The sequence below is a fragment of the Sphingomonas sp. IBVSS2 genome, from assembly GCF_002127225.1.
Classification (GTDB): domain Bacteria; phylum Pseudomonadota; class Alphaproteobacteria; order Sphingomonadales; family Sphingomonadaceae; genus Sphingomonas.
Genome location: NZ_NFUR01000009.1, coordinates 1 through 16,122, shown reverse-complemented (window position 1 = coordinate 16,122; position 16,122 = coordinate 1). Strand labels below are relative to the sequence as shown.

10 protein-coding genes are annotated in these 16,122 nt (G+C 69.1%); 8 read left to right on the top strand and 2 right to left on the bottom strand.

What is annotated here, in order from left to right; translation table 11 throughout:
- Nucleotides 1-48: 48 nt before the first annotated feature.
- From CAP40_RS19785 to CAP40_RS19770, 4 genes are all read left to right on the top strand, one after another.
- The gene (locus CAP40_RS19785) at nt 49-3,462 is read left to right on the top strand and encodes a TonB-dependent receptor (RefSeq protein WP_086131291.1); all 3,414 of its coding nucleotides are present in this window, start codon (nt 49-51) and stop codon (nt 3,460-3,462) included.
- Nucleotides 3,462-5,195 (top strand): gamma-glutamyltransferase, encoded by a 1,734-nt coding sequence (ggt, locus tag CAP40_RS19780; RefSeq protein WP_086131290.1) that lies wholly within the window; start codon nt 3,462-3,464, stop codon nt 5,193-5,195. The genes CAP40_RS19785 and ggt overlap by 1 nt, the downstream gene beginning before the upstream one ends.
- A 20-nt stretch (nt 5,196-5,215) precedes the next feature.
- A complete protein-coding gene (locus CAP40_RS19775; protein WP_086131345.1) occupies nt 5,216-6,694 on the top strand; it encodes an amidohydrolase in 1,479 nt (492 codons plus the stop codon).
- Nucleotides 6,695-6,953: 259 nt separating this feature from the next.
- Nucleotides 6,954-7,244 carry a hypothetical protein gene (locus CAP40_RS19770; protein ID WP_144034464.1) on the top strand — a complete coding sequence of 97 codons (291 nt, stop codon included), beginning with the start codon at nt 6,954-6,956 and terminating at the stop codon, nt 7,242-7,244.
- Nucleotides 7,245-7,319: 75 nt separating this feature from the next.
- Here CAP40_RS19770 and CAP40_RS19765 read toward each other — a convergent pair whose 3' ends face one another.
- Together CAP40_RS19765 and pal are read right to left on the bottom strand one after the other, a co-directional pair.
- On the bottom strand, nt 7,320-8,483 hold the full coding sequence (locus CAP40_RS19765; protein WP_086131344.1) for a glycosyltransferase family 1 protein: 1,164 nt from the start codon (nt 8,481-8,483) through the stop codon (nt 7,320-7,322).
- A 205-nt stretch (nt 8,484-8,688) separates the two neighbouring features.
- Nucleotides 8,689-9,207 (bottom strand): peptidoglycan-associated lipoprotein Pal, encoded by a 519-nt coding sequence (gene pal / locus CAP40_RS19760; RefSeq protein ID WP_086131288.1) that lies wholly within the window; start codon nt 9,205-9,207, stop codon nt 8,689-8,691.
- Between the two features lie 247 nt (nt 9,208-9,454).
- On the opposite strand from pal, the gene CAP40_RS19755 reads away from it, so the two are divergent.
- The 4 genes from CAP40_RS19755 to CAP40_RS19740 all read left to right on the top strand — a co-directional run.
- Complete coding sequence (locus tag CAP40_RS19755; RefSeq protein ID WP_086131287.1) at nt 9,455-10,957, top strand: ATP-binding protein; 1,503 nt, start codon at nt 9,455-9,457, stop codon at nt 10,955-10,957.
- The gene (locus CAP40_RS19750) at nt 10,954-11,634 is read left to right on the top strand and encodes a response regulator transcription factor (RefSeq protein ID WP_086131286.1); all 681 of its coding nucleotides are present in this window, start codon (nt 10,954-10,956) and stop codon (nt 11,632-11,634) included. Before CAP40_RS19755 ends, CAP40_RS19750 begins: the two co-directional genes overlap by 4 nt.
- A 79-nt stretch (nt 11,635-11,713) precedes the next feature.
- Nucleotides 11,714-13,345, top strand: coding sequence for a Na+/H+ antiporter (locus CAP40_RS19745; RefSeq protein ID WP_179188391.1), 1,632 nt, complete (start codon nt 11,714-11,716; stop codon nt 13,343-13,345).
- A 274-nt stretch (nt 13,346-13,619) separates the two neighbouring features.
- Nucleotides 13,620-16,122, top strand: a 2,503-nt coding sequence (locus tag CAP40_RS19740; protein ID WP_144034463.1) for an Ig-like domain-containing protein, incomplete at its 3' end; no start/stop codon positions are given.

Sequence of the window (16,122 nt, the reverse complement as noted above, 5' to 3'; positions counted from 1 at the left end):
AAACCATGATTGCCACGTCCAGGCATCGATTCAGGGGGGTCGATAACCATGAACACACGCCAGTTGCTTCTCGCCACCGTTGCCGCCTTCGTCGCCGTTCCCGCCGCCGCGCAGGCGCGCGAGGCGGTGCGCCACGAGATCCATTTCTCGGGCGGAAGCCTGGACAGCGCGCTGATGCAGGTCGCCCAGCAGACCGGCGTCCAGCTGGTCTTCACCGATCCCGCGATCGCCCGGATCAAGGCACCGAAGCTCGATGGCCGCTACACTATCCGCGACGCGCTCGAGCTGCTGCTCGCCAACAGCCGCTACACCTATCGCTTCACCGGCCCGAACAGCGTGCGCGTGATGCCGCGCGGCGACGCCCAGCCGGCGCCTCGCCCGGTCGCGCTCTACCAGGACAGCCCGGCCCCCGCGCCCACCGGCGACCAGCAGGCCGCGGCCGAGACCGCCAGCGTCGAGCAGGCCGTGAATGGCGATGAGGCGCCGCCGCCCGAGATCGTCGTGGTCGGCTCGCAGATCCGCGGCAGCAAGGTGACCGCCGCGCTTCCCGTCACCGTGGTCGACGAGGCCCAGATCGGCGCCACCGGCGCAACGTCGGGCGACGAGCTGTTCCGCTCGATCCCGCAGCTCGGCGACGTCAGCTTCAACAGCTCCTACCTGCCGAACAGCTCCAACTCGGCGCGCGGTGATGTCGGCTCGATCAACCTGCGCAACCTCGGCGTCGGCAACACGCTGGTGCTGCTCAACGGCCGCCGCGTGGTCAATCACCCGACCAGCCGCGCCGACGACAATCTGGTGCCGGTACTGACGGTCAACACCAACGCCATCCCCGTGTTCGGGCTGGAGCGCATGGAAGTGCTGCGCGACGGCGCCGCCGCGATCTACGGCTCGGACGCCGTGGCCGGCGTGGTCAACACCGTGCTCAAGACCGATTATCACGGCGTGGAGCTGGAGGGCCAGGTCGGCTGGGGCGAAGGCTCGCACCTGTTCGAGACCAACACCCATCTGCTCGCCGGCCGCAACCTCGGCGATCGCGGCAACATCACGCTGTTCGCCAGCTATGACAAGCGCGACGGCGTGCTCGCGAGCGACTTCGACTATACCCGCTCGAACGACAACCGCCCGCTCTTCGTCGGCACCCGCTTCGAAGGGGCGACCTCGCTCGACGGCCGCTCGACCATCACGCCCTGGGGCTCGTTCCAGACGGTGGGCAACGTGGTGGTGCGCCAGGGCACGACCGCGCTGACCAACACCTCGGGCCAGTTCCACATCCAGCCGACCAGCTTCACCGGCTGCCCGGCCGCCGGCGCCGGCATCATCGGCGGCACCAACTGCGTCGCCACCGGCACCAGCTCGGCGGCGGGCATCCGCGAGCTGCGCTTCGACGCGCCGCTTGCCTTCAACACCAACGTCACGCCCAATATCCGCCGCATCAACCTGTTCCTGAACGGCCATTACGAGCTGGGCGGCGGCGTCGAGCTGTTCGGCGAGGCCGGCTATTACAACGGCAAGAGCGACAGCATCCAGGCATCGAGCGGCACTCTGTCCTCGGGCCCGCTGACGATCGCCGCCAACGCCTATTACAATCCGTTCGGCCCGGTCGGCAGCCCCAACCGCCTGCCCGGCATCAACGCCGCGGCGGCCGGCCAGGCGATCACGCTGTCGAGCTACAATTTCGCCGATGTCGGCCCCAACCATGTCGACGTGCTCAACACCCAGTATCGCCTGCTCGGCGGCCTGCGGTTCAAGGCGCTCGGCTTCGAATGGGAGAGCGCCGCGCTCTATTCGGAAGCGCGCGTGCGCGACACGTCCGACGGCATCAGCCAGACCTTGCTCCAGCGCCAGATCAACCTGACCACGCCGGATGCCTACAACCCGTTCAACGGCAGCGGCCTCACCCCGCCGAGCGGCGCGGACAACACGCCGAGCAGCCTTGCCGCGATCAACGCGATCCGGATCAAGACCACCCGCGTCAGCACGTCGACGCTGGCGATGTGGGACATCAAGGGCTCGACCACCGACCTGATCCGTCTGCCCGGCGGCAATGTCGGCATCGCGATCGGCGGCGAAGTGCGCCGCGAGACCCAGCGCGACGATCGCGACCCGCGCGTCGACGGGACGATCCAGTTCACCGATTCGATCACCGGCGCGGTCAACGGCTCCGACCTGGTCGGCACCAGCCCCTCGCCCGATACCAGCGGGCGGCGCACCGTCGCCGCGGCCTATCTCGAACTGGCGGTGCCGGTGGTCTCGCCGGACATGCACATCCCGCTGGTCCGCAACATCGAGCTCCAGCTCGCCGGCCGCTTCGAAAATTATTCGGACGTCGGCTCGGTCGCCAAGCCGAAGATCGCGGCCGCCTGGGACATCGTGCGCGGCCTGCGCCTGCGCGGTTCCTACGCCGAGGGCTTCAAGGCGCCGAACCTCGAGCAGATCAACGCGACGATGGTCACCCGCTCGAACACCCGCACCGACTGGGTGCGCTGCGAGGCGCAGCTGCGCCAGCCGGCGCTCCTGCCCGACGGCGTCACGCCCAATCCGCTCCGCATCAGCAGCTTCGCCAATTGCTCGCAGGGCTTCGCCACCACCGCGCGGCGCTCTGGCAATCCCGACCTGAAGCCGGAACAGTCCAAGACCTGGACCGTCGGCGTGGTGCTCGAGCCGCACTTCCTCGATGCCGCGGTCGGCCGGATGACCTTCACCGCCGACTATTGGCACGTCAGCCAGAAGGGCATCGTCGGCCTGTTCGGCGAGGGCAATGCGCTGATCAACGACTATCTGCTGCGCGTGCAGGGATCGAGCGACCCCAATGTCATCCGCGCCGCGCCGACGGCGGAGGATGCCGCGCTGTTCGCCGGCACCGGGCTGGCGCCGGTCGGCCGCGTGCTCTACGTCAACGACAAGTACGTCAACCTGCTGCCGCAGGAGGCCGCGGGCGTCGATCTCGGCTTCAACTGGCGCCTGCCCGATTTCGGCGCGGGCAGGATCAGCCTGAACGCGAACGCCGCCTATCTCGACAAGTTCTTCCTCGAGCCCTCGCCGCCGATCCAGAACCTGATCGCCGCGCGGGCCGCGGGGACGATCAACGCGGGCACCACCATCGCCGATGCGGGCGACCTGGTCCGCCAGAACGGCAAGCCGCGCTGGAAGGTCACCGGATCGATCACCTGGGAGAAGGGACCGTTCCAGATCGGCGGCTTCACCCAATATACCAGCGACGTCCTGGACACGAACCTGCTCGATTCGGCCGGCGCCGCCTGGCTGATCGAGGATCGGATGACCTTCAACCTCTATGGCCAGGTCACGGTCGGCAAGCGCGACAATGGCGGCCGCTACCGCCTGCGCATCGGCGTGCGCAACCTCACCAACGAGTCGCCGCCGCTCAGCTCGAACGGCTTCCTCGGCTCGCTCTACAGCCCCTATGGCCGCTACTGGTACGCCAACATGCGGGCGAGCTTCTGATGCGCATCGCGCTCGCCCTGGCGCTGGCGTCGCTCGCGACGCCGGCCTTCGCCCAGGAAGCACCGGAGGCGCCCGCCACGCAGCGCGTCTCCGGTGGCGACATCGTCGCCTATGACCAGATCCACAAGCCCGCGATCGGGCGCGGCGGCATGGTCGTGAGCCAGAACAGGATCGCGGCGGAAGTGGGCGCCGCGATCCTGCGCAAGGGCGGCAATGCGGTCGATGCCGCGATCGCCACCGCCTTCGCGCTGGCGGTGACGCTGCCGCGCGCCGGCAATGTCGGCGGCGGCGGCTACATGCTGATCCACATGGCGGCGAAGGACGGCAAGCCCGCCCGGACGATCGCGATCGACTATTATGGCCAGGCCTCGCGCAACACGACGCCGGACCTGCTGCTGGGCGCCAACGGCAAGATGGATCCCGCCAAGAGCTATTCGATGAAGGGCGTCGCCATCCCCGGCACGGTCGCGGGCCTGTGGGAAGCGCACAGGCGCTTCGGCGCGCTGCCCTGGGGCACGCTGATCGCGCCGGCGATCGCCATGGCGCGGGACGGCGTGATCCTGTCCGACGACGAAGCCCAGGCCAATGCCGAGCAGAAGAAGGCGATGCACGACGATGCCGCCGCGCTCGCCGTCTTCTTCAAGCCGGACGGCAGCGCCTATGCCCCTGGCGAGCGCTGGAAGCAGCCGGACCTCGCGGCGACGCTGCAGGTCATCGCCGCCCGGGGCCGCGACGGCTTCTACACCGGCGCCATCGCCCAGAAGATCGCGGCGGGCATGAAGGCGGGCGGCGGCGTGATCGACGCGAAGGACCTGGCCGAGTACCAGCCGGTGATCTCCGAGCCGATCTGGTCGAGCTACCGGGGCATGCCGATCGCCTATATGCCGCCCACCGCTTCGGGCGTCAGCCTCGCCGAGGCGATGAACATCCTCGAGCGCTTCCCGGTGCGCGAGCAGCGCTGGGGCAGCGTCGCCAATCTCCACCTCCTCGCCGAGACGCTGAAGATCGTCTGGTCGGACCGCCGGCTGGTCGGCGGCGGGCCGGACTGGCGGACCCCGGCAAAGGGCCTTGCCAGCAAGGAATATGCGGCCGAACGCGCGAAGCTGATCCGCGCCGAAGGTTCGCTCGACGCCAAGACCCTGCCCGACGGCAATCCCTATCCGTTCGAGAGCAAGGACACGACCCACTTCTCGGTCGTGGACGCGGCGGGCAATGCCGTGAGCAACACCTACACCCTCTCCGCCTCCTATGGCGCGCACGTCGTGGCGCCGGGCACGGGCATCCTGCTCAACAACTCGCTCGGCAACCTCGCCTGGGGCCGGCGCGGCGAGGAATGGAAGGCCACCCAGCCCGTCCCCGGCAAGCGCGTTGGCTCGACGATCACGCCGATGATCGTGTTCAAGGACGACAGGCCCTGGCTGGTCACCGGCACGCCTGGCGGCGGCTACATCATCGCGACGATGGTGCAGATGCTCTCCAACGTCATCGATCACCGCCTGAACGTGGCGGAAGCCGCCGAGCGTCCGCGGATCAACCAGTCGGGCGGCGACGGGCCGCTCGAACTGGAAGAGGGTTTCTCGCCGGACATCATTCCCCTGCTCGAGGCGAAGGGGCACAAGGTACGCGCGTCGAACACCATGGGCTCGGTCCAGTCGATCATGGTCGAGGGCGACAGGTTCCTGGGATCGGCGGACACGCGCCGGCCCGATGCCGCGGCCGTCGGCGCCAAGTAGAACATAGGAGAGTGCACGAGATGACGATCAAGACCGCGCTGCTGCTCGCCGCTGCGCTCACGCCGCTTTCGGCCCATGCGCAGGGCGTGCCCGAGGCGCAGCGCAGCGCCATGCTCGCCGCCATCGACAAGCATGCGCCCGAACTGGAGAGCACCGCCAAGACGATCTGGGGCTGGTCCGAAGTCGGCTATCAGGAGAACAAGTCGTCGGCGCTGCTCCAGGCGCGGCTGAAGAAGGCGGGCTTCGCCGTCACCCCCGGCGTCGCCGGCATGCCCACCGCCTTCGTCGCCAGCTTCAAGCAGGGCTCGGGCCCGGTCATCGGCATCCTCGCCGAATATGACGCCCTGCCCGGCCTCGCCCAGACCACCGCGCCGACCAAGACGGCGATCCCGGGCAAGGCGGCCGGCCATGGCTGCGGCCACAATCTGTTCGGCGCGGCGAGCGTCGAGGCGGCCATCGCGATCCGGGAATGGATGATCGCAAACAAGGTGCAGGGCGAGCTGCGCGTCTATGGCTCGCCTGCCGAGGAAGGCGGCTCGGGCAAGGTCTATCTCGTCCGCGCCGGCCTGTTCGACGATGTCTCGGCGGTGCTCCACTGGCATCCGGGCGACGCGAACGGCGTCTCGACCGGCAAGAGCATGGCCAACATCTCCGGCAAGTTCCGCTTCCACGGCATCAGCGCCCATGCGGCGGCGTCGCCCGACAAGGGTCGCTCGGCGCTCGACGGCGTCGAGGTGATGGACGTCGCGGTGAATTTCATGCGCGAGCACATCCCGTCCTCGACCCGCATCCACAACATCATCACCGCGGGCGGCGAGGCGCCGAACGTGGTGCCCGATTTCGCCGAGAGCTATTATTATGTCCGCAACGTCGATCCCGCGATCGTGCGCGACGTGTGGGCCCGCGTGGTGAAGGCGGCCGAAGGCTCGGCGATGGCGACGGGCACCACGGTCGATAACGAGATCACCGGCGGCGTCTATTCGATGCTGGCGAGCGAGACGCTCGCCAAGGTGATGACGCGCAACCTCGACGCGGTGGGCGGCGAACAGTGGACGCCGCAGGAGATCGCCTGGGCGACCGAGCTGCAGAAGACGCTGCCGACGCAGAAGCCACTGGATTCGGTACGGCAGACCGGCTCGCGCGAGCGCGGCCCGGACGGCGGCGGCTCGACCGACGTGTCCGACATCAGCTGGACGGTGCCGACGATCGGCCTCAACGCCGCCACCTGGGTCCCCGGCACGCCCGCGCACAGCTGGCAGGCCGTGGCGGCGTCCGGCTCTTCGATCGGGATCAAGGGCGCCGCGGTCGCGGCCAAGACGATCGCGCTGACGGCGGCGGACCTGTTCCTGAGCCCCGAGACGCTGGCAGCGGCGAAGGCCGAACTCGACAAGGCACGCGGCCCGGCGTTCCAATATGATGCGCTGCTGGGCAAGCGGGCGCCCGCGCTCGACTATCGCAAGCCCACCCCCGCCTGGGAAGGCACGGCGAAATCGAACTGAGCGGTTGACCGGCCGGGGGGGAAGTCACCACCCTGGTCGGGGCCCCATATTCCCTCGACCGTCATCCCCGCTATCCCTTCAACCGTCATCCCCGCCTTCGCGGGGATGACGGGAGAGGGAATATGAGTCCCCAACCCAGGTTGTGAACCCATAAGCGACCGCTTTCGGTATATCGGATTAATCGGCCGATCGTGGGTGGGAAGCCGCCGCTTGCCAGCGCGGGGCACCAATGACAACAATGCTCCCTAGGGAGCAAAACATGATCTCGCCAACAGCGCTTCGGCTCAGCAGGGAAGCGCGCATACGCATCGGCGCATTAATCACCCTTCTCATTGCCGGCGCGTTAGGTCCGATGGCTGCGTTTGGAGCAGCTATGGCCATGATGAACGGATTGGCATTTTTTGCGCTGATCTGCTTACTTCTGGGATTAGTTTTGATTTCCATCGGGCTGTCCATTTGGGCGTTGTTCCAGCCTGGTTGGAATCTTCTTGCTGTGTCGGCGCTCTGCCTTGCCCCTGTTATTGCGATATACGGGTGCATGCTCGCATGAATTGAACGCAGCGAGATATCTCGGATGTCCGCAGCTGGGGCGTTTATCGACAGGCCGCTTTTATGAGTCTACGATCTACGCGGCGACGCTTGCCCTGCGTCGCAAGCCCAGCAGATCGGCATAGCTGGCGACCACCTTGTCCAGGATCTCGGACCAGCGATAGCCCCGCGCCTCGGCATGGGCCGCCGCCGCCATCGCGAATCGAAGGTCCGGGCGCTCGACGAGCTGCGCCACGGCGTCGGCGAGGCGGTTCGCCTCGGGCGGCGTCAGCAGGCCTGACTTGCCGGAGGCAATGAGCGCGCGGGCGCTGCCCGCATCGGCGCTGACCACCGCTAGGCCGGAAGCCATCGCCTCCAGGTTCACGTTGCCAAAGGCCTCGGTCATGCTCGGGTTGATCAGGATGTCGGCGCTCGCCACCGCGCGGCCCAGCGCGGCACCGTCGAGATGGCCGGCAAAGACCGCGTCGGGCAGCAATGCCCGGAAGCGTGCCTCGGCCGGCCCCGCGCCGACGATCAGCGGACGCAGCGGATAGCCGCGCGCGTGCAGCGCATGGATGGTATCGGCAAAGGTGGCGATCCCCTTTTCGAGGACCAGCCGGCCGAAAAAGATCGGCACGATCTCGTCGTCGCGATATCCCAGGCCGCGCCGCCAGTTCAGGTCGCGCAACGCCGGCGAAAAGGCCGCGGGGTCGACGCCGCGGCCCCAGATGGCGATGTCGTCGTCCGGCACGCCCATCGCGGCCAGGCTCTCCGCCGAGTCGGCATTCGGCGCCAGCACGCAGTCGCTCGCGCGATAGAAACGCCGCAACCGGCGCTCGCCCCAGTGCCGCAAGGCGCCCAGGCCATAATAGTCGAAATAGGTCTCGAACCGCGTGTGCAGGCTGGCCACCACCGGCACGCCCAGCCTGCGCGCCAGTTTCTGCGCACCGGTCCCGAGCAGGTCGGGCGCGGACACGTGCACGAGGTTCGGCGCGAAGCGCTCGACGTCCATGCGCACCGATGCCGGCAGGCCGAGCGCCACTCGGAACTCGCTGCGCCCGGGGATCGGCAGCGACGGAACCGATACGAGATCTCCCGCGGGCACGAAGGCCGGATCGGCGATCGTGGGCGAATAGACCCGCACGGCTGCCCCCCGCGCGAGCAGGTGATCGACCAACCGGTTGAGCGCGCGGTTCGCGCCGTCGCGCACGCAGTTATAGTTGCCCGAGAAGAGGGCGACCCGCATGCCGGCAGCGGGCATCGCGTCGTTGGCCGGGCGGGTCGCACCCGGCTCGCACGCAACCGAATCGGAAGGCCCCATCGGGCGGACGAGCGCGGAGCGCCCGGCCCGCGAGGCGGGCGCATCTGCGCGGCTGTGGTTGACCAGTGACATCTTCATCTTGGACAATCGGATAGCATGGGTCGCCTGCGAAACGATGACGTTCCTCCGGCAGCCCCCATATCCGTTACGGCAGATGAATGACGACTGACACGGCACGCCGATTCTGCGCGTGCGAGGCTTCGTCGGAGCCTAGCGCCTCGGGCCGTTCCTTGCCATAGGAAATGGTCGTGATCCGGTTCGGTGCGATCCCCTGCAGCGACAGGAAGTCGGCTGCGGCCCGCGCGCGGCGGTCGCCCAGCGCCAGATTATACTCGCGCGTGCCGCGCTCGTCGGCATGCCCCTCCACCAGGAAGCCCACTCGCGGATGCTGGCGCAGCCACTGCGCCTGGCGCGTCAGCGTGGCGCGCGCCTCGGGCGAGAGGCTGAAGGCATCGAAGGTGAAGAAGACGCGGTCGCTGCCCGCGCTCGCCACCAGGTCCGCCTGCAGCCGGGCCAGCGCCGGATCTTCCCCATTCTCGGCATAGGGCTCGCCGCCGCCGCCCGTATTGGACCCGTCCGACGCATTGCCGGGGTGCGTCCGCTTGGTGCAGCCGCCAAGGGCCGCCGCACCCATCATCACCGCCAGCACGAGTTCCCTACGCATAACTTCTCCAAGAAATGTTTCGGAAACATCCCTAGAGAAGCCTGGCGGGCGAGCGTTACTATAGGTTTTTTATGCATGGACCGAGACCGGCCGCCGCCATAGGCACTAGGCGAGAGCGCGCTTTTGCACCCCCTCATGCAGGCCTCCCCCCAAGAGAGGCGCGCGTTCCTACCGCGGCGGCGGGCACAAAGGGCTCCCGGCCCCAGCCCGCCGCCCGGACCAGCCGCCCGGGAGTATCAGGAGTTCGATGACGACCGGACGACCAAATCCCCTCATCGGTTTCCTGACGGCGCGGCTGCATCTCGATCGCGCCGGCCTGCTCCGCACCGCGATCGTCCTCACTCTGTCCGCCATGGCGGCGTTCGCCGTCCATCCGCTGGGCGAAGTCGCCTCGGCGCTGGTGTTCGTGCTCGGCATCACGGTGGCGGGAGCGCTGAGCGGGCTCGCATCGGCACTGATCGCCGCGCTCGCCGCCTTCCTGATCTACAATTTCTACCTGACCGAGCCTGCCCTCACCTTCCGGATCGCGACGGGCGGCGACCTCGCGCCGCTTGTGGTGTTCAACCTGTGCGCGCTGGTTTCCGGTGTGCTTGCCGGGCAGCTCAAGGATCATGCCCTGGCTGCCCGATCGAGCAATCTCCAGCTCAACAGCCTGCTGGCGCTCAGCCAGGAACTCCAGTCCGCAGCGCGCCCTTCCGATGTCGTCGTCACCGTCGAGCGGGCCGTGCACCGGATCCTCGGTGCCCGGGCAACGCTCTTCCAGGCCGATGACGACGGGCTGCACTGCCTCTCGGCATTGCCGTGCGAGGCGAGCTGGCACGACTTCGCGAACGGGATCGCGCATGCTCCCCAGGCCTCCGGAGACAGCCCGCTGATCGGCAGGCGCCTCGAACTCGCGAATGCGCCGGTCACCGTGCTCGTGATCGAGCCGCTGCGGCCGGGGAAGATCAAGCCGGCCTTCATCGACGCGGTCGCCAACCTGGTCGCGCTGACGCTGGAGCGCGCGGCGCTGTCCGAACAGATCACCGAGCGCCGCGCCGTCGCCCGCGCGGAGAAGCTGAAGAGCGCGCTGCTCGCCTCGGTCAGCCATGATTTCCGCACCCCCCTCACCGCGATCAGCGCGTCGGCATCCAGCCTGATCGCCTATGGCGAGAAGCTCGACGCCGAAACCTCCGCGCGCCTGCTGCGCGGCGTGGTCGACGAGTGCGAGCGCCTCAATCGCTATACCGCAAACCTGCTCGAGATGAGCCGGATGGAAGCCGGCGGCATCGCGCAGCCGCTCCAGATCCTGGGCGCCGCCGAAATGGCCGGCGCGGCGCTGCACCGGATCCGGCCGCGCGCGGGCGGGCGGCACGTGACGCTGCACGCGCCGGACCCGGACCTGCCGGTCGCCGCCAACCCAGCCCTTTTCGAGCTGGTGCTGCTCAACATCCTCGACAATGCGATCCTCTATAGCGACGAGGGCGCCCGAGTGGAAATCGCCATATCCGCCGAGGACGGCGCTTGCCGGATCGACATCGCGGACAGCGGCCAGGGGATACCGGAACATGCGCTCCAGCGGGTGTTCGAGCGCTTCTACCGTGCCGGCAGGCCCGATGCGACCGGACGCGGCAGCGGGCTGGGGCTGGCGATCGCGAAGGGCTTCGTGGAAGCGCTGGGCGGCACCATCCACGCCACCATTCCCGGGCTGGACGGCCGCGGCACCCGCATCACCATCCGACTTCCGCTCGCCGAGGCACTGCAAGCATGACCAACATCCTCCTCGTCGACGACGAGCCCGCGCTGATCGCGGTGCTCGAACCGGTGCTCGGCGCCGAAGGCTATAGCGTCGCCGTCGCCTCGGGCGGCGTGCCGGCGCTGCGCATGGCCGAGGACATCAGGCCCGATGTGGTGCTGCTCGACCTCGGCCTGCCCGACATCGACGGCAAGGACGTCATCCGCGCCCTGCGCGCGACGAGCGAAGTGCCGATCATCGTCATCTCCGCGCGCCACCAGGAAGGCGAGAAGATCGCCGCGCTCGATCACGGGGCCGACGACTATGTGAACAAGCCGTTCGAGATCGGCGAGCTGATGGCGCGCATCCGCGCGGCGATCCGGCGCAGCTCGAGCCTGAAGAACACGCCCGCCACCTATCGCAGCGGCCCGCTGGAGATCGACTTCCAGGCACGGCGCGTGTCGCTGGGCGGAGATGTCGTGAAGCTTTCGCCGAAGGAATATGACCTGCTGCGGACGCTGGCGCTCAGCGCCGGCCAGGTGGTGACGCACAAGCGGCTGCTCGCCGTGGGCTGGGGCAGCGACACCGCCGACAGCCAGTATCTGCGCGTCTATATCGGCCTGCTCCGCCAGAAGATCGAAGAGGACCCGAGCGATCCACGGTTGCTCGCGACCGAGCCCGGAGTCGGCTATCGGCTCGCCAGCGCGAGCTGAATTCCCGCGACATCCCCGGCCCATGCCGGGACAAGCAACCCAGCGGCGGCCGCCGGGCCGCGCAGAACAAGGCAGAGCCGTGGAAACCGTTTCGATCATCCTGTTCCTCCTGCTCGCCGTCGTCGTCAGCGGCGCGGTCGCCCGGATGCTGCCGTTCGGCGTGCCCACCCCGCTGGTGCAGATCGTGCTGGGCGCGGCGATCGGCCTGTCGACCTCGCACCGCGTCGAGCTCGATCCCGAGCTGTTCATGTTCCTGTTCCTGCCGCCGCTCCTGTTCTTCGACGGCTGGCGCATTCCCAAGGACGAGCTGTTCAAGGACCTGTCCACCGTGGTCGAGCTGGCGCTCGGGCTGGTGCTGCTGACCGTGATCGGCATGGGGCTGCTCATCCACTGGATGATCCCCGCCATGCCGCTGGCGGTGGCGTTCGCGCTGGCGGCGGTGATCTCGCCCACCGATCCCATCGCGGTGTCGGCGATCGCCGCGCGCGTGCCCATCCCGAAGCGCATGATGCACATCCTCGAAGGCGAATCGCTGCTCAACGACGCCTCGGGCCTGGTCTGCCTGCGCTTCGCCGTCGCCGCCGCGCTGACCGGCAGCTTCTCCGCGGGCCAGGCCGCGCTCACCTTCCTCTGGGTCGCGGGCGCGGGGCTCGCCATCGGCGTGCTGGTCACGCTCGCCGCCTCGCGCGCCAAGGCCTGGGTCACCCGGCGCTGGGGCGAGGATACCGGTTCGCAGATCCTCGTCAGCCTGCTGATCCCCTTCGGCTCCTATCTGCTCGCCGAGCATTTCCATGCGTCGGGCATCCTGGCCGCCGTGGCGGCGGGGGTGACCATGACCTTCGCCGAAATCTCGCGTCAGGCAATGGCGGTCACCCGCATGCGCCGGAACTCGGTGTGGGACACGCTCCAGTTCGCGCTGAACGGCGTCATCTTCGTGCTGCTGGGCGAGCAATTGCCCGGTATCGTCGCAGGCGCCAAGCAGACCGTGCTGCTGACCGGCCATGCCTCGCCCTGGTGGCTGGCGGTCTATGTCGTGGGGATCGTCGCCGGGCTGGCGGCGCTGCGCTTCGCTTGGGTGTGGACGTCGCTGCGGCTGACGATCCTGCGCAAGCGCGAAGGTGCCGCGGCGATGCGCAGCCCCAATTGGCGGCTGGTCGCGGCCACTTCCTTCGCCGGCGTGCGCGGCGCGATCACGCTTGCCGGCGTGCTCACCCTGCCGCTGGTGCTGCGGGACGGCACGCCCTTCCCGGCGCGCGACCTGGCGATCTTCCTCGCGGCCGGCGTGATCATCGTGTCGCTGGTCATCGCCAGCATCGCGCTGCCGATCCTGCTCAAGGGACTGGTCCTGCCCCCGGAGCCGTCGCGGCAGGCGGAAGAGGATTCCGCCCGCGTCGCCACTGCGGAGGCCGCCATCCGCGCCGTCGAGCGGCATCAGCACGCGCTGGGCGAGGCGCATGGCGATCCCGATCTCTATGCGGCGGCAGGCGCCCGCGTGATGGGTTTCTACCGTGAGCGCATCGAGGGCCTGGGCGACGGCGTGGCGGGCGAGGCACGCGCACAGGAAAGGCTGGCCAGCGAGCTCAGGCTCGTCGGCATCCAGGCCGAGCGCGCGCGGCTGCTGGAGCTCGGCAGGGCGCGCGCGATCGGCAGCGAAACCGCCCGCAAGCTGACGCGCGAACTCGATCTCGCCGAGACGCGGCATCGCGGCTGAAGAACACCTCGCCCAAGGCCGGGATCCCATCGCCACGCACGCGCCGGCCGGCCCCCGCAAGCGACTGCGGATGACCCGGTACCCGGTCGCATAGTAGATCGATTGATTCCGATTCCGGAAGAATTGCATCGAAATCGCTCCCGTAAGGTTTGAGCGAATTACCGGACCTTCCAACAACGTTTCGCAGGTTACTAAATTTAAACTAAATACTTGCGCAGATGTTAACCAGTCGGTTTCGGCGAAGTTGCGTAGATTTCTCTGGGAGGAGACTGTTATGCGTGCCGATGTGATCGATAAATCGACGGGTAATATTGTTCATGTTCCCGGGGACTCCATCGATCTATCAAGCCCCAGCGTCGTTCGGCTCGACATCGACCGTTCGCAGATCACCGCGCTGGAGCGGCAAGGCAACGACCTGATCGTGCATCTCGCCAATGGCGAGACGATCCGTGTCTCCAATTTCTATGTCCAGACCAATGGCGCCGCGAGCGATCTCGTGGTCCGCGAAGGCGATCATCTCTGGCTGGCGAACACCGCGGCCTCGGGGCCGGCCCGGTTCGCGGCGCTGCACGGGATCGACGACCTGCTGATCGGAGCCGGGGCGGAGGCAGCCGGCGGCGGTGGCGGCGCCCTGCTCCCCGTGCTGCTGGGGGGCGCCGCCGTGGCCGGGGGCGCGGCGGCGCTGGCGGGCGGCGGCGGCTCGAGCCGTGGCAGCAGCGGCCCGGGCACTACCGTGGACACCACTCCGCCCACCGCGCCCACCGCGACGGTGAGCGGCAACGGCGCCAGCGTCACCGGCACGGGCGAAGCCGGCGCCACCGTGCAGGTGCGCGACGCCTCGGGCGCGCTGCTCGGCAGCGGCACGGTCGGCAGCAACGGCAGCTATTCGGTGACGCTCACCCAGCCGCAGACCAATGGCCAGACGGTCACCGTCACACAGGCCGATCCGGCCGGCAACGTCTCCGCCCCCACCACGGCGCACGCGCCCGACACCACGCCGCCGGCCGCGCCCACCGGCACGGTAAATCCCAACGGCACGATCGTCACCGGCACCGGCGAGCCCGGGGCGACGGTGACCGTGCGCAACGGCAGCGATGCCGTGATCGGCACCGCCGTCGTCAACGCGCAGGGCAATTACTCGGTGACGCTGACCACGCCGCAGAACAATGGCGGCACCCTCACCGTCGCGCAGACGGATGCGGCGGGCAATGGATCGAATCCGATCAACCTCGCGGCGCCCGACATCACGCCGCCCAGCGCGCCCACCGCGATAATGGACCCGCACACCTTCACCGTCTCGGGAAGCGCCGAGCCCGGCGCGACGGTGACGGTGACGGATGCCGATGGCAGGCCGCTGGGCGGCACCGTCGCCAATGCGGATGGCGGCTATTCGATTTCGCTTCCGCCCGCCGTGTTCGACGGCGAGCCGGTGACGGTGGTGCAGACCGATCCGGCCGGCAACCACTCGCCGCCGACGATCGTCACGGCGCCCGACCTCTCGCCCCCCGCCGCGCCGACGGCCGGCGTCACGCCGGACGGCACGGCGGTGACCGGCACCGGCGAGCCCGGCGCCACCGTCACCGTGCGCGATCCCGACACCGGCACCTCGGTCGGCACCGCGGTCGTCGGCTCGAACGGCAGCTACACGGTGCCGCTGGCGCCGGGCGTGTCGGACGGCGGCACGCTGACGGTCACCCAGACGGATCCGAGCGGCAACGTCTCGCCCCCCACCAGCGTGACGACGCCGGATGTCGTCGCCCCCGCGGCACCCACCGCGACGATCGCGGCGGATGGCACGGCGGTCACCGGCACCGGCGAGCCGGGCGCCACCGTGACCATCACCGGCCCGGGCGGCGTGACCGTCGGCACGGCGGTGGTCACGGGCAATGGCAGCTATTTCGTCCCGCTCGCCCCGCCCCAGGCCAATGGCGGAACGTTGACGGTCGGGCAGACCGATGGCGCCGGCAACCATTCGCCGACCGTCAGCCTGGCCGCACCGGACATCACACCGCCCGCCGCCCCCGCGGCGAGCGTCTCGGCGGACGGCACCACAGTGACGGGCACCGGCGAGCCCGGCGCAACGGTGACCGTCCATGACGCCGCCGGCAATCCGCTCGGTACCGCGACCGTGGCGGCGAATGGCAGCTATACTGCCACGCTCACCACCCCGCAGACCAATGGCCAGCTGCTGCAGGTCACCCAGGCCGATGCCGCCCATAACGTCTCCACCCCGGTGACCGTCACCGCGCCCGACCTCACCGCACCCGCCGCCCCTGTGGCGAGCGTCTCGGCGGACGGCACGGCAGTGACCGGCACCGGCGAGCCCGGCGCAACGGTGACCGTCCATGATGCCGCGGGTAATCCGCTCGGCACCGGCACGGTGGCGGCCGATGGCAGCTTCAGCGTCACCCTCACCACGCCCCAGGCCAATGGCCAGCTGCTGGAAGTCTCGCAGACCGACCCGGCGGGCAACGCCTCGCCCGAAGTGGCGGTGCACGCGCCCGACATCACCGCTCCGCTCGGCCTCACGGCGGCGATAGGCGCCGGCGGCGCGGTGGTCACCGGCAGCGGCGAGCCCGGCGCGACGGTGACGGTGCGCGATCCCGCCGGCACGGCGATCGGCACCGCGACCGTGGCCGCGAACGGCAGCTATACCGCCACGCTCACCACCCCGCAGACCAATGGCCAGCTGCTGCAGGTCACCCAGGCCGATGCCGCCCATAACGTCTCCACCCCGGTGACCGTCACCGCGCCCGACCTCACCGCACCCGCCGCCC

Bases quoted from the DNA above. Each gene is read 5' to 3' on its own strand.
- CAP40_RS19785 (WP_086131291.1), top strand. From the start codon at position 49: ATGAACACACGCCAGTTGCTTCTCGCCACCGTTGCCGCCTTCGTCGCC.
- ggt (WP_086131290.1), top strand. From the start codon at position 3,462: ATGCGCATCGCGCTCGCCCTGGCGCTGGCGTCGCTCGCGACGCCGGCC.
- CAP40_RS19775 (WP_086131345.1), top strand. From the start codon at position 5,216: ATGACGATCAAGACCGCGCTGCTGCTCGCCGCTGCGCTCACGCCGCTT.
- CAP40_RS19770 (WP_144034464.1), top strand. From the start codon at position 6,954: ATGATCTCGCCAACAGCGCTTCGGCTCAGCAGGGAAGCGCGCATACGC.
- CAP40_RS19765 (WP_086131344.1), bottom strand. From the start codon at position 8,483: ATGCCCGCTGCCGGCATGCGGGTCGCCCTCTTCTCGGGCAACTATAAC.
- pal (WP_086131288.1), bottom strand. From the start codon at position 9,207: ATGCGTAGGGAACTCGTGCTGGCGGTGATGATGGGTGCGGCGGCCCTT.
- CAP40_RS19755 (WP_086131287.1), top strand. From the start codon at position 9,455: ATGACGACCGGACGACCAAATCCCCTCATCGGTTTCCTGACGGCGCGG.
- CAP40_RS19750 (WP_086131286.1), top strand. From the start codon at position 10,954: ATGACCAACATCCTCCTCGTCGACGACGAGCCCGCGCTGATCGCGGTG.